The 14,773-nt window shown below is 40.5% G+C and carries 12 protein-coding genes; 3 read left to right on the top strand and 9 right to left on the bottom strand.

Annotation, left to right across the window (positions count from 1 at the left end; genetic code table 11):
* Window positions 1-48: 48 nt before the first annotated feature.
* Together rpsO and accD are read right to left on the bottom strand one after the other, a co-directional pair.
* Window positions 49-318 (bottom strand): 30S ribosomal protein S15, encoded by a 270-nt coding sequence (rpsO, locus tag DES35_RS01245; protein ID WP_037358114.1) that lies wholly within the window; start codon window positions 316-318, stop codon window positions 49-51.
* 72 nt (window positions 319-390) lie between these two features.
* A complete protein-coding gene (accD, locus tag DES35_RS01240; RefSeq protein WP_037357844.1) occupies window positions 391-1,233 on the bottom strand; it encodes an acetyl-CoA carboxylase, carboxyltransferase subunit beta in 843 nt (280 codons plus the stop codon).
* 204 nt (window positions 1,234-1,437) lie between these two features.
* On the opposite strand from accD, the gene DES35_RS01235 reads away from it, so the two are divergent.
* On the top strand, window positions 1,438-2,964 hold the full coding sequence (locus tag DES35_RS01235; protein WP_051889245.1) for an SLC13 family permease: 1,527 nt from the start codon (window positions 1,438-1,440) through the stop codon (window positions 2,962-2,964).
* A gap of 665 nt (window positions 2,965-3,629) precedes the next feature.
* On the opposite strand, the gene DES35_RS01220 is transcribed toward DES35_RS01235, so the two are convergent.
* The 7 genes from DES35_RS01220 to DES35_RS01190 all read right to left on the bottom strand — a co-directional run bounded on the left by DES35_RS01220 (window position 3,630) and on the right by DES35_RS01190 (window position 11,909).
* Window positions 3,630-4,541, bottom strand: a complete 912-nt coding sequence (locus DES35_RS01220) for a geranylgeranylglycerol-phosphate geranylgeranyltransferase (protein ID WP_160171965.1) — start codon at window positions 4,539-4,541, stop codon at window positions 3,630-3,632.
* Entirely contained in the window at window positions 4,538-5,062 is a 525-nt protein-coding gene (locus DES35_RS01215) for a KdsC family phosphatase (RefSeq protein ID WP_037357833.1), read from the bottom strand. Before DES35_RS01215 ends, DES35_RS01220 begins: the two co-directional genes overlap by 4 nt.
* Window positions 5,046-5,810: a Rossmann-like and DUF2520 domain-containing protein gene (locus tag DES35_RS01210; protein WP_037357830.1), complete on the bottom strand. Its 765-nt coding sequence runs from the start codon at window positions 5,808-5,810 to the stop codon at window positions 5,046-5,048. The genes DES35_RS01215 and DES35_RS01210 overlap by 17 nt, the downstream gene beginning before the upstream one ends.
* Window positions 5,803-7,332 (bottom strand): histidine ammonia-lyase, encoded by a 1,530-nt coding sequence (hutH, locus tag DES35_RS01205; RefSeq protein ID WP_114365572.1) that lies wholly within the window; start codon window positions 7,330-7,332, stop codon window positions 5,803-5,805. Before hutH ends, DES35_RS01210 begins: the two co-directional genes overlap by 8 nt.
* A 79-nt stretch (window positions 7,333-7,411) precedes the next feature.
* Window positions 7,412-7,873 (bottom strand): NUDIX hydrolase, encoded by a 462-nt coding sequence (locus tag DES35_RS01200; protein ID WP_051889243.1) that lies wholly within the window; start codon window positions 7,871-7,873, stop codon window positions 7,412-7,414.
* Between the two features lie 58 nt (window positions 7,874-7,931).
* Complete coding sequence (locus DES35_RS01195; RefSeq protein ID WP_114365571.1) at window positions 7,932-9,722, bottom strand: choice-of-anchor L domain-containing protein; 1,791 nt, start codon at window positions 9,720-9,722, stop codon at window positions 7,932-7,934.
* 3 nt (window positions 9,723-9,725) lie between these two features.
* Window positions 9,726-11,909 carry a choice-of-anchor L domain-containing protein gene (locus DES35_RS01190; RefSeq protein ID WP_114365570.1) on the bottom strand — a complete coding sequence of 728 codons (2,184 nt, stop codon included), beginning with the start codon at window positions 11,907-11,909 and terminating at the stop codon, window positions 9,726-9,728.
* A gap of 121 nt (window positions 11,910-12,030) precedes the next feature.
* Here DES35_RS01190 and DES35_RS01185 point away from each other — a divergent pair, with 121 nt between their 5' ends.
* Both DES35_RS01185 and DES35_RS01180 read left to right on the top strand, forming a co-directional pair.
* Complete coding sequence (locus DES35_RS01185) at window positions 12,031-12,705, top strand: alpha/beta hydrolase (RefSeq protein ID WP_114365569.1); 675 nt, start codon at window positions 12,031-12,033, stop codon at window positions 12,703-12,705.
* A gap of 38 nt (window positions 12,706-12,743) precedes the next feature.
* Window positions 12,744-14,705: a T9SS type A sorting domain-containing protein gene (locus DES35_RS01180; RefSeq protein WP_084180124.1), complete on the top strand. Its 1,962-nt coding sequence runs from the start codon at window positions 12,744-12,746 to the stop codon at window positions 14,703-14,705.
* The last annotated feature ends 68 nt before the right edge of the window (window positions 14,706-14,773 follow it).

Genomic DNA, 14,773 nt, shown 5'->3' with positions numbered 1-14,773 from the left:
GGTTGATGTCCTTTTTCAATGGATTTGTAGGGCTGGAATGTGAGAAAATTACTTTCTGATGTTGAGCTCACTGATGATTTTTCTGTATCGCTCAATGTCATTGTTTTTTAGATAGTTCAGCAATTTTCTTCTCTTACCAACGAGCATCACCAGGGCTCTCTCGGTGCTTTTGTCTTTTTTGTGCTTTCTGAGATGGTCAGTCAGATGATTGATTCTGTAGGTGAAGAGTGCTATCTGACTTTCGGGTGAGCCGGTGTTGGTGGTATTTCCGCCATACTGAGCAAATATTTTTTCTTTGATTTCTGTGGTGAGATACATATATAAGGTGTTTACACAATCCTGAATTATGGCCGGCAAAGATACTTCAAACAGGGAAAAATCAAAGTTAAATCACATGACACATTGAAGAAAAAAATCAACTTTTTGTTTTATGTTTTTTCGCTCTACGATGAAGTCAATAAATCCGTGCTCCAAAAGGAATTCAGAGGTTTGAAAGCCTTCGGGGAGGTCTTTCCCTATGGTTTCTTTGACTACTCTTGGACCGGCAAATCCGATAAGAGCTCCAGGCTCTGCGATGTTTATGTCGCCAAGCATAGCAAATGATGCCGTGACACCACCGGTAGTAGGATCGGTGAGAAATGATATATATGGAACGCCGGCCTCTCTCATTCGGGCTATCCAGGCAGCTGTTTTGGCCATCTGCATCAGGCTGTAGGCTGCTTCCATCATCCGTGCCCCTCCGGATTTTGATATGGTCATAACGGGTACTTTGTGTTTAAGGCCATATTTCATAGCTCTGGCTATTTTTTCGCCTACTACGCTTCCCATAGAGCCACCGATAAAATTGAAATTCATAGCAGCTATAACGATGTCGCGTCCGTTTAATTTACCAACTCCGGTGGTTACGGCTTCGTTGACTTTTACCTTTTTTATGGCTTCTGACAGGCGGTCAGTATATTTTTTGGTATCGACAAAGTTGAGTGGGTCAACGGACTTCATGTTGGGGTCCAGCTCTACGTATTGGCCATTGTCAAATAGAATCTGGAAATATTCTTTGGCATTGATTTTTTCGTGATAGTTGCAGTTGGTACAGACCCAAAGGTTGGCCTGATGGTCTTCTACAGCGGTGATTACTTTGCACCTTGGGCATTTGTACCAAAGCCCTTCGGGCGTTTCCTTTTTTTCGGAGGTGCTGGTAGTAATGCCTTCCTTATTTCTTTTGAACCATGCCATTGGCTGAAATTTAAAATTTGGTGTTGGGCTGCAAAGAAATAAAAAAATCCGATGGACTGTTTATTGTTGTTCGGACAGTTATGGCCGTGGTCAAAAACTAAAGAAAGTCTTTTATTCAAACGTTCGGTAGGTAAACATAGTTTTTATCATATTTGAGGAATTCGACTTGATGACACTTTTGTAAGTGTATGATTCACACTAATCATGATAAACAGAAAGAACAATCAAACCCTCTCCAGACTGGTAAAAGGCGCCATTTTCGTGGGGACTTATCCGACAAGAAAGCTTGAGGACGTACTGGAATTCATCAAAATCCACACAAAAATTGCCGGGCAGAATCCTCGATGGAACTCAAGGGCTGTGAGCATTTTTTTGAGCCTGTTGATTGTGTCGCTGGGGGTGTATTACTATGCAAAATCAACCAGTATGCCTCGGGAAGCATCGTTGATGGTTTTTATTTTTGTGTTTGCCTGTCTGCTATGGGTCAGCGAGGCCATTCCATTATTTGCCACTTCATTACTTATAATAGGACTTCAGGTACTGTTGCTAGCAAATCCCGGTGAATGGCAGATGCTTGGTTTTGAAAATCCTGAGCTTCAGCCAGATTTCAGGCATTACTTCCAACCACTCTCAGAGCCAGTAATTTATTTGTTTTTAGGAGGATTCATTTTGGCTCATGCCTGTGTAAAAAGAGGTGTAGATCAGACACTAGCTACCTGGGTACTGAAGTACTTTGGCAAAAGTCCATCGATGCTTATGCTTGGAGTAAGTGGATTTACGGCGCTGTTTTCGATGTGGATGAGCAATACAGCTACTACAGCCATGATGATCACACTGATAGGTCCCATCATGGCGCAGATTAAAGATGAAAAAAAATTTAAAATCGGTCTTTTGTTGGCCATTCCATTTTCAGCCAATATAGGGGGTATGGGAACCCCTATTGGCTCACCACCCAATGCAATTGCTCTTGGATTTTTACAGAATAAGGGAATTGGGATTGGATTTGTCGAATGGATGTTGATTGCTGTACCTATAGTCATTATATTGATTGGTGCGATGCTGCTTTTTATAAAGTGGATGTATCCACCAAAAATTAAAAAAATATTCGTCGAACTAAACCCAGGAGATTTGGATCCAAAAAAGGTATTTGTAATGTTTATTTTCATCCTAACTGTAGGGCTATGGATCACTGAAAAACTTCACGGTTTGCCCACCAGTGTAGTGGCTCTCATACCAGCTGTAGTATTTTCGGTCACCGGGCTAATTACAAAATCGGATATAAATGGACTGGAATGGAATGTATTAATTCTCATAGCCGGTGGTATAGCACTCGGAAGAGGGATGACAGATACCGGTCTCGACAGAATGGTGATTGGATTTCTGCCAAAGGACATACATGTGCTGCTTTTGGCCATTATGTTATTTACACTCTTGCTTTCAACTGTTATTTCAAATACTGCAGCAGCTAATCTGGTGATTCCAATCGGCATTTCAGCTGCCTATTCAGACGGATTTGCTGATGTGCTTCTTGCCCGAGAAATTGCATTTTTTGCAGCCATGTCGGCATCTTTGGCCATGGCATTACCGGTGAGCACACCTCCCAATGCACTAGCATACTCCACCGGCTTTATCCAAAGTAAAGAATTTGTCAAAACTGGGGTATTTATAGGTTTCGTGGGTATTGTTTTTGTTTATTTAGTTGGTGGCTTTTTGTTTAATTTAATTTTCTAGTATTTTGGATATATTCCAAATAAAAAACTCCTCCGAAAGCATAGCAGATTATATCGATAAAATCACGGTAATGAATAGTGTATACTAAAGGCAAGTACCACTCAAAGTACACTGAAAACATTACAACTACAATGCCAACCTGAAAAGAAGAATAAAGAGATCTGTAGGTTGGATTGTGGAGAAAGTACATTATATATTTTGTCACAGACAAAGTTATTGGAATGGCTAAAACATCATCGAGGTATGAGTGAATTATTGGTATGTAGAAACCGAATTTTTCAATTAATTGATTGAACAAAAAAATCAATAGTAAAAGAAATTCAAATCTACCATAAATTTGCAAATTACTTTTCAATAAAGATACAATTCCGGACATCAGTCAATGTACTACTGAAGAAGCAATATACATGATTATAGATACTATTCCATAGACAATCAATTGAAAGAAAAAAATAATGTATTTCCCAGCTTTTATAGGCCATCCATCACTCTTCCCGATTTTGATAAAAGGGAAGCCTGTCCGAAGGGGTTTTTTTAATATTTCCCTTTCTCTATTGATTTCATGGTGATGTTCATAACCACAGTATAGACATTGAGGTTTATCGTTATCAGTCCATTGATGACAATTTCTGCACTTTATGGTATTCATCCAGTCAGATTATAAATTATATTTGGATGATAAAGAGGGAGAGTATTCCAAATAACATAGTTACTTTCATCCACTTTTGCGATTTGGAATATTTATTTGATGAATTTTGAAAAAGCAAATAAAAAATATATGCCCATGGCAATATCAATAAACAGGAAATGTATATATAAAGATAGACAGATTTGACCATATAGGCGGCATAAAGAGTGATTGAGGCAAGCAAAACCATCAATATACGAACTATATGAAGTGTTATTTGTTCTCCGAACTGGATAGGCGCTGTAGAATATCCGGCAGAATGATCTCCTTTGCAGTCTTCAAGAGTCTTGATAAGTTCCCGGATTAAAGTAGTCAGAAAAGCAAAAAAAGCAATAAAAATATGCACAATTAAAATAAAATATTTAAGTGCTGATGAATGTTTATGAGATGTTATTACTGGCATAATATCAAAAAGCAAGACTGTGATAATGCTTAATCCGGCTAACAATGCAATAATAAAATTTCCAATTAGAGCTTTTCGCTTCAAATCAGTTGCATAAAGATAGAGCAAAAGAGCAGTCAAAACCGGAATGGAAAAGTAGTTAATCCTATTGATGATAAGAGATAAATATAGTGAAATAATTAATGCGAAAATGGTGAAAACAAAATATAAATTCCATGCGTATTTTTCACTAATAAATTTATTGATAAAAGTTCGTTCAGGCTTATTAATCTTATCGGCTTCTAAGTCAAAAATATCATTGACAATATACCCGGCAGCCATGAGCAAAATAGTAGCTATTATACCCAAAGCAAATTGGAAATGACTGAGAGCTGGTGTCATGCCAAACGGGATGACAAATCCGTACCTTAGAAACAACTGAATAAATGCTGCAAGAGCGAGATTTTGCCAGCGTACGAACATTAAAAAACGAGCCAGGTTCTTCACCAGGTGTGGCATTGAGAATCATTCCACCATTGGCGCACTCTTAGGGCTTGCTCCAGGATATCTCTTACGCATCCATTACCGCCATTTTTAGGTGATACGTAATGTGAAACAGCTCTGATTTCAGGAGCAGCATTGGATGGACAGGCGGCCAGACGAACCTTTGTCATTATGTTATAATCGGGTAAATCATCACCCATATAACAAATTTCTGCATCAGAGAGTCCGTAACAGGCTTTCAGATCGCAATATGCTTCCATTTTGTCGCTGGCATTCAAATACAAATCGACTACTCCGAGATTTCTCAAAATTTCTGAAACTCCTAATCCGGATCCGCCACTTATAAAAGCTACTTTCAATCCTTTTTTTATCGCCAGCTGAATTACAAAACTGTCGTGTGTCGTCATATTTCTAACTGCTCGACCGTCGGGCAGTACATGGATTCTTCCATCGGTTAAAACACCATCAATATCAAATATAAAGGTGGTTATTTCTGGTAGTATTTGTTTATAATTCAATTGCATAGAAGTTAAGGATGCTGTTGGTTATCGATTGATACAGATTTTTCAGAGCAGGTGTTTTTATGATACTTTCATGCTGACGAATGGTTGCTACATCAGCTCTGCGCGCTGGTCCTGTTTGCAGATTTTTTAGGTTGTCATGCAGAATGTTGTAGTACGTCTGCTCAATCAGTGGCATAAGAAAATCTTTGGAGAGGTTTTGACTTTTGAGTTCCTCTTCAATCAGTGTGTGTAAGTGATGTACAAAATTATTGGCCGCTACGGCTAACATGTGCATTTTGATTCGGTTTTCATAAGTTGTTTTAAAAATATTAAGTCTCTGTTCCTGAAGTGTGTGAAGAAAAAAGTGATCATCTGAGCACTCGATTACCAATGAAATTTTTGAGAGGGTGTAAGGCAATGACAAAGAGGCCACCGGCCAGATAACTATGGGAGAGGCATCTGTATCTGTGATTTCCTTTAGTGAAGTGGCACCTGATAGGTGGCATACGCCTTTTGTTGCCAGCATTTTGTATTTCTGAAACGTATCTGCAATTCGTTCATCAGGGACGGCAAGCCACAACATGTCTGCCAAAGGAAGCTCATCTTCATCTGTTAATATGTTGATTTCCTGCAAATCTGCTAATTTGCGAAGAGCCTGATTTTTATTTCTGGAAACCACCGAAATGGACACAAAAGGAAGGACTTCTCTCAATAGTTGTATGACAAACCGCGCTGCATGCCCACTGCCGATGATTAGGTGATTATTCATTTTGGCTGATCCAATATTGAATGTGTTCAAAGGAAATAGGATATGTTTTGATGAAATCTACTGCACGTTGAAGATCAATTGAAAGTTCGCGGTCATTTTCAATAGGCGGTACTCCATCTCTGAACAAGGAAAGGAAATCTTCGAGATGTTGGTTGATTTTTCCTTTTCTAAACACTAGAGCCTGTGAAGCTGCAATCAATTCCATAGCGATTACGCGCTCGACTAAATCCACTACCTCCAGCAATTTATTAACTGCATTGGCACCCATGCTCACATGATCCTCCTGGCCATTGCTAGATACAATGCTGTCAACAGATGCTGGTGTACACAGCTGTCTGGATGCACTCACAAGAGCAGCAGCACTGTATTGCATGATCATAAGTCCACTATTTAATCCGGGATTCATCACCAAAAAGGGAGGAAGGTCTCTTTGTCCGGAAAGTAAGATAAATATTCTACGTTCAGCAATATTGGCAAGTTCGTGGATGGCAATCGCTGCAAAATCGGCAGCATAGGCCAGAGGTTGTCCGTGAAAATTGCCTCCGGACAGTATTACTTCTTCGTTGCAAAAGAACAGAGGATTGTCGGTCACGGAATTTACCTCAGTAAGAAGAAGATTTAGCGCATAATTCAACGTATCGAGGGTCGCACCCAGTACCTGTGGAATGCATCTGAAGGAGTAAGGATCCTGAACCCAACTTCTCTCCTGGTACTTAAATTCGCTATCGTTGAGTAAACTTTGAACGAATTGAGCTACTTTTTGCTGACCTCTAAATGGTCTGACTTCGTGAATCAGTGCATCAAAGGGTTCCCTCCTGGCCAGAAAAGCTTCCAGGGATATTGCGGAAATTAAAGCAGAAAGATGAAAAATTCTAAATGCTCTTACCAAAGCGACTGTCAAACCAGCTGACATGTATTGTGTGCCATTGAGCAGGGCTAATCCTTCTTTGGACTTAAGGGCAATAGGAAAGCCTGCACTTTTTAGAAGTTCACATTCTGAAGCTCTTTTTTTTGCGGTATTTTCATATACTTCTCCGGCCAATAGCAGTGGTAACGAAAGATGGGCAAGAGGGGCCAGATCACCACTAGCGCCCAGAGATCCATACTTAGGGACATAAGGCAAAACATTGTGATTTAAAAGTGTCATCAACCCCCGAATGGTCGCTGAAGTCACTGCGCTGTACCCTTTGGCCAGAGAAATGATTTTTAAATACAACATATACCTGACAATTTCATCTCCGGCATAAGGGCCTGTGCCGCATGCATGCGATACTACAATGTTGCGCTGCAAATCGGCTAATTGGTCCTCGCTGATCTTTACGTTACAAAGGGAACCAAAACCGGTATTTACTCCATAAACTGGAGATTGAATTTTAAACATCACCTGTTCAAACTGTTCTCTGGTAGTTTCTATCCGATGCCATACTTCCGGGGCCAGAGATATCTGAACGTTTTTGTGAAAATAAAACTCATAGAGTTGTTTAAAATCAATCCAATGAACTTCACGTATTTCCAGATGCATTTACAAAAGTTTGTGAAGACAAATGTACTAGTACGAAAAGCTTTGGTTAGGACTGACTTTTATAGGTTTACAGGCAATTTTAGCATTCTGTGTTTCTCATTTGTGTTTGTTGCCTCTGGAGAAAGGTTTTCAAGGCCAGCCTGTCGTTTTCAAAAGTAAGCAGGTTGCACGACGATTCTTCAAGTGGTAAATAAAGTATCTCTAAAAGAGCATTGTCTTTTTTAACTGGAGTTTGTTTTCTGATGGAAAGATTCTCTTTTGAAGTCACGATGTAATATATAGTCACAACCGACACTTCCGGATTGAATATGGAGATGATGGGTTTTTCATAAATGAAGAACAATTCATAGGAAAAATGACGCATTCCTAACTCTTCGTACAATTCGCGTTTAAGAGTGTCTATGACCCCTTCACCCCAGACCATACCGCCACCCGGGAATTTTAACAGTTCAAGGCCTTGATACTTCTCTCGTAAAACGGGAATTTTTCCATCTTCTGTTTGAAAAATTGCATAGACCCGAATACTCAATTTTTTTTTCATTTATAAAAATAGCCGGAGGGAGGGTAGTCCCTCCGAACTTTGATATTTGTTGTACGGATTATCTCGTCAATGTAATGGTACCATTATAGCGTTCCTGACCAACGATTAACTCATAGAAGTAAACTCCGTCAGCAAGGGCTTCGCCGGTGTTGTTTCGTCGTCCGTTCCAGCAGGCAGATGGATTAGCTTCGTCACAGTTTTGGTAATTGTTTGATTGAAAGACAATCTCTCCCCATCGGTTAAATATTCGGATGCTTGCAGAAGGGTGTGTATTAAGTTTAATGACAATAAACACATCGTTTATTCCATCGCCATTGGGTGTAAATACATTGGGGATGGTAATTTCTTCAGGACCAGGGGGTGGAGGTGGAGGCGGAGGCGTTGTCGTGTCTACTGGGCAGGTGTCTGGTTTGACCAAATATACCATCTTCCGGAAGGTATGACCGGCAAAACAGTTGTCATAAATGAAAACTTCGACGGAGTCAAGCTCAGCCCATGTTTCCGATTCCCATAGCGTATCGTTTGTAGAGTAGGTAACGCTTCTATAGGTCCAATCGATAAAATAAGGAGGAATTCCACCGCTGTCGGGAGCTGCATTGAGTACGTACTGAAATGGAAGGTCACAATAAAACAATGTATCGGGCAATTTACTAACATATATGGGATCATTATCAACTATGTAAAAGGTACGCATAACCCCTGGAGTAAAACAACCACTGTCAGCAGTGGTAATGATAACGGTCTCTACCCCTTCGTGAATCGAATCAGCAAATGGATAAACAATTAGGCCTTTTGCCGTATTTCCAGGCTCAAAACGGATGATTCCGTCCAGCGAATCGTAATCAACACCGTTAGTAGCAGTACCGGCAACATTGTAATAAATCATTGTGGTGTCCACTGCTGGAAACAGACTTACAAAATTGAGCAATCCATAGTTGCAGCCTTCAATCAAAGTGCTGTCGTTAGGTGCATTGGGGAATGGGTTGGCTATTTGCAATTCTGGTTCAATACCTTTGAAACTTCCGGCTTCTAGGAAAACAGCCGAATTCAAGGCTCCGTCAGATGCATCTGCGATAGCCATTTTAATTGTGTAGGTTTGAGCACACTGTACCTTTGCTTCAGCCGTAAGGGGCACAGTAAAGCCTGGCATGGCTACTGTGGTCATCGAAGAATTGTTAACGAAGTAAATGGAATGAGCCACAAAATTTGGATTTGCAGCCAGACAGGGTCCGGGATTCCCCCCACTGGGCACACCACTGTTTACGGTATTGATGGCAACAGGGATGTTGGTTCCTGGAATAAGTGCAAGATTGGTTGAGTTATTTGAGAAGGGGCCTGATATGCCTGGTCCACTGAGAAAAAATCCAAAGACATCGTTAAATACCGAACAAGTGAATCCAGGATATTCCCTTGAGGCAAACACGTACCGAAACTTGATGGAATCCCCCATGGGTACAAAGTCAAAGGTAATTCTGATCAGGTTGTTAATGGAAGCAGCCGGTAAGCCCATAGATACAAGCAACGCCTGTAGGTCTGGATCGCTACCTCCGGCATTCCCTACAGGTGCTGCGACAGTGCCTGGAGGTACTACGTGCTGAATGCCACCTGTTGACATCACGACTCCACTATCAAGACCAATGTTTGAATTTACCCCATTGAAAAAACCAACTCCAGACACTCCAACTGCATTTATATTGGATACTGTAACACCTGTCCCAATCAAAATATTTTGAATCAGATTAGCTACCGGTGAATACATGGGTGCTTGCTGACTTACCGATATTTGACCTTGTATCCTCCCAAGGAGAGCACTTATGATAAGTGTTAATATAGTAATAAATCTTTTCATAATTTATCGTATTAGATAGATATTTCCTGATCTATACTCTTTTACATCATTTTTCAAAGTCAGTGTTATCTTGTACAAATATAAGCCCTGTGGAGCCTCTTGATTCTGAAAGGATCCATCCCATGAATTGTTCACATCAAAGGATTCAAATACCATTTGACCCCAACGATTAAAAATCTGTAGGTGATATCCTTCAATACCTTCAGCGTGTATTTTGAAAACATCATTTATTCCGTCCCCATTAGGAGTGAAGCTGTTGGGTATATATATGAGAAAGTCACGCCGTACATTGATGGATCGGATTAAAGTATCCTGGCAACCATATTCGTTGGATGCGACCAAAGTTATTGTATAAGTTCCAGGTGCTGAATAAATATGTTTTGGATTTGTGAGAATAGATGAATTTCCATCTCCAAAATCCCATTGATAGGCAGTAGCATTTTTTGAGTTGTTAAACATCTGTACGGCAAGCTCCACAAAGCTTATTTGCTCAGCTCTGAAAGATGCTTCCGGCTCAGGATATACATACACCACAGATGAATCTATCATCACATTACCACAAGCATCTGTAACCACAAAATAATACACCGAAGTGTCAGCTGGTTGTACAGTCATTCGGGTATCTTGCGGAAATCCACCTTGCCAGTTGTAAGTAAAAGGAGGCTTGTCACCATTGAAATTGGCTTCAATTTGTATTTTTTCGCCTCGACATATTCCATAGTCAAACGTTTCAATAGTAATTTCATTGGACTTATCAACATACAACTCTTTAAAGAGGATAAGGGTATCCGAATAACATGAGTCTGTAACATAAAAGTACAAAGTAGTATCACCTGTGATGGTAAAGGTTCGAGTGCTGCTGGTGTCACCATCGTGCCACCAGCCAAAAGTACCCCCTTCGCCTCCCGTTTTCATAACCTCCAGTGTAACAGGATCTCCCGGACAGTACACGGTATCAATTCCTGTTTTATTGAGTATTCCAGCGTTGAAGGGTTTTGGATCTCTGATCCAGATTCTTACCGTATCAAGAGGATATTGATAGCATGGACTCCATGAACTTACCAAATTAAATGACAACAATCTAGGCGGTTGAGAAATCTTATTGTTAATAGGTGTAATCCATAATGTATCGTACACTTTACCGGCTGGAATTACAAAAGAATCAGGAAATGCCACGTAATCTGTACCGGGTACAGCTGTTCCTCCCAGATTAAATTTTAAGGTCAAAGGTATCTGAGTATTAAAAGTCCGTTTTAATACAATTGGAAATGCCCCACAGCTTTCTGATATGGTATCTCCAACTATTTGGGAACCTGGAGAGTTGCCAACATGATACATTTCCAGCTTGGGTATTTTGAAGCTATTCGCCCGAAGAAATACAGCCGAATTGAGGGCATTATCAGACACATTAGCAATAGCGAGCTTAATTCGATAGTAGTTACCACATTGAACGGAAGCTACAGCCTTCAAAACTTTAGTAGCTCCATTATAAGACGTACCTGAAGGATTGTTGTTAAAATAAATGCTATGCGCCACAAAATTTGGATTAGCAGCCAGACAGATAGCAGCACTTCCACCTCCTGTAGGAGCTCCACCATTCAGTGTATTGATTGCCACAGGGATGTTGGTGCCCGGAATCAGAGCTATGTTTTGCGTGGTAATTTGATTAGCTGGTGCACCATTTATTCCCGGGCCCGTCAGAAAAAAACCAAATACATCATTAAAGCTTGTACAGGTATAGCTTTGATATTCTTTTGATGCGAATACGTATTCAAATTCCAGGGAGTCAGCGTAACTGATAAAATCAAATTCAATACGAGCAATACTGAACAGACCACCTGTAATACCCATTTGCTGTTGTAATGCCTGAAGTTGAGCATCGGTCATCGGTCCTCCAGGCCCAACGGCATTACCTCCTACCAAGGCATCCGTAGCTGGAGCAGTCACCATGAGAATACCTGTGTCAATGCCGATGTTTGTATTAACGCCATTAAACGCTCCAATTTGATTTGTATTTGGCCATTGAGGTTGAGGACCAAACCAAAAGACAATCATTGAATCCTGTACGAAGATGTTTTTCACCAACCAAAGGCCGTTTTGGTATTGACCTGTATTATTTACCACCAGCTGAGCTGATGTAAAAATGCATATCAACATTCCAAAGAGGACCTTTATAAAGGTTTTCATAATCCTAGAAATTGTGTTGTAAAATTAATTTTATTTGAATTTAAGAATCAATTATCTTTAATAAAATCCAACTTTGTTGAGTCAACTACTATAAATTTAAAATTACCACGACTTACACATTATGAAAGACAGAAATACGGGACTGATTTATCAGTGCAAAAAGGCAAATCACTTACAATCCAATAAGTTTATACTACTGTTGCATGGCTACGGCAGCCATGAAATGGACTTGTACTCTATGGTTGACAGTCTTCCTGATGATGCTCATATATACAGCCTGCGAGCACCGTTTAGCCTGCCCTGGGGGGGATTTTGTTGGTATACAATTGACTTTTCAGCTGATGGAAAGGTAACCGGGCAAAATCTGGAAGAAGCTTTAGCCTCTAGAGAATTAATTCACAAGTTTATCAATTCCATTTTAAAAGACCACGATCTCAATATAGAGACAGCTAACGTGCTCATTATGGGTTTCAGTCAAGGAGCTATTCTTGGCTATTCTGTGGCCTTAACTTATCCAGAATCTGTTTCAGCATTGGTGGCTATGAGTGGATATCTGAACCGTCAAATCCTCCCCGAACAAATGGAATACAGCCGTCTTCAACACCTCAATATCTTAATTACCCATGGTACGGAAGACCCTGTAATACCCTATGACTGGGCTAAGAAAAGCGCTGAATTTCTTGAAAAAAACTTTATCAATCATCGCTTCTATGGATATAGAGCAGGGCATTCCATTGATATTCAAGCTTTTGAAGAAATAAAAAAATTTGTTACCAAACAGTTATCCAATTTTTAATTTTTTTTAATTTTGTACTAACACAAAAAATTTTAGTAATGATGAAAAAATCACTACTCGTTTCACTATTTGCTTCAGGAATCATAGCTTCCGGGCAAAATTTTATCAGTGAGGACATAGCGTATCCACCGGTTAAAGGAATCAATGATGCCGGCGCCTGGGCTCCCTACAGTCAAACCGCATCTAAAGTGGCCAATTTAGGCATTACCATAGGTAACGGAGGCAATGCATATGGGATTATGTTTGATGCAAAAACGTACCTATGGGTACATCCCTCGTTAAATGTTGCCGGAATGGTATATCGATCAACGCCTTCCATAACGAATGATGTCTCTACAGGTTCGCTGAGATATGGATTTTCTACCAACAAAGGTTTGTCCTGGAACATCAATCAAGGCCCTCTTTGGAACCCTACGCCATCTACAGAAGTGGCGAGATATCCACAAGGAGGATTATTCAACCCTGCCGGAAATTCTAATCCCGACAGTGTATACGTAGTTTTCTTTGCTCCCGTCTTGGACAATTCTAACTCTAACTGGGGTGGTATAGTGGTCGGAAGTTCACGCGCATCTGACAATGCCAATTTAAACACCACGAGATTCAGCTCCTTTACGCCTGATGCTTCATTTGCAGTGCAGGTACCTAATGACTTTTATGTAAACAACCCACAACAAAAGGTATTCGGAATTGCAGAAAAAAGAATTGGAACTGCATACGACGATACCTTGGTACTGACGGTAGGCACATGGAACAATACATCAAAGTCTTTCACCTGGACCAACCAATATCTGCACTGCCCCATGGGAATGGATTCCAATGGCACAAAGCAAATAGCAGATGCTAAAATCGCATTTGGACCCGATGGACAGGTAGGATACATCGGAATTATCGGATATTCCGGTGATACGAATTTTTCTCCTGTTCAAGCGTTTCATCCACTTTACATGAAAACCACTAATGGAGGACAAACCTGGACAGGTCCATTCCCCATTAATCTTCAAACACTTCAGTATTCTCATGGTCTCACAGGTAGTGTTCTTGGTTCTATGCAAGCCTACGGAACCGCCAATGGATGGACGATCAACCACATATCCACAGCTTTTAACATTGATGTGGTGGTAGATGCCAACAATAACCCTCATTTTGGCGTAAACATCAATCCAGCTGCAGTTTCTACGCTGACAAGTTCAGGTGGTTCGGGATCTCCTTTCAGCATTTACTCCGCGTTTAACTTTGCTGTTGATATCTATTCACCAAATGGAGGCAGTACCTGGTCTGCCATTTTTATGGATACCATCTCATTTTTCAGAGGATTGTATGGCTCTGGAGCCAATTTGGCCGAGGACAACAGGATTCAACTATCAAGGTCTGAAAACGGTGAGTATATTGTGATGACATGGGGTGATACTGATTTTGATCTCTGGGGAAGTCCTAGCGGGGGAAACGTATTTCCCGATGTTAAAGCAAGAGGATTCAGAGTTCAGGGAAACAACATTACCCTTTATCCAATAAAGAATTTTATGGATCAAGATTTAAACTATAAGGGTGCAGGTCATCAGCACTGTTTAAGCCACTTCCTGATTGACTCTACTTCTGCAGCAATTCCAAAACTACGAGTACCTGTAGTGGTACAAGAGTATCAAAACGGAGACATTGCCAACGACTTGCTGCCTGTTACCTATAAATACTTTAACTTCGAATATACCTGGACTGCAACTTCAACAAATGAATTCTTCAACAGCCTCAGCAATCTGAGAATTTTCCCAAATCCATCTAACAGAGGGCCTGTTCAGGTGATATTCGAAAACAGTGAAGCAGGATATTATCAACTGGAGATTACCGATATCACAGGTAAAATTATCCAAAGCTCTTCATTGGGATTTGTAGGTGAAGGAATTCAACGTACACAGGTGAATACAGCTGATCTGGCCTCCGGTGTATACCTCATTAATGTAAGAGGAAACAGCGGTATAGCCACTCAACGTATGATAGTAAGGTGAGTCACGATTCTTTCGCTTTCTCTAATAGCCGCCCGAAATCGGGCGGCTTTTTATTTCTTTGTAACCCT

Origin of the sequence: Schleiferia thermophila (genome assembly GCF_003337435.1) — a bacterium.
Classification (GTDB): Bacteria; Bacteroidota; Bacteroidia; order Flavobacteriales; family Schleiferiaceae; genus Schleiferia; species Schleiferia thermophila.
Note: the sequence above shows the minus strand (reverse complement) of the source record. Positions and strands in the feature narration are given on the sequence as shown.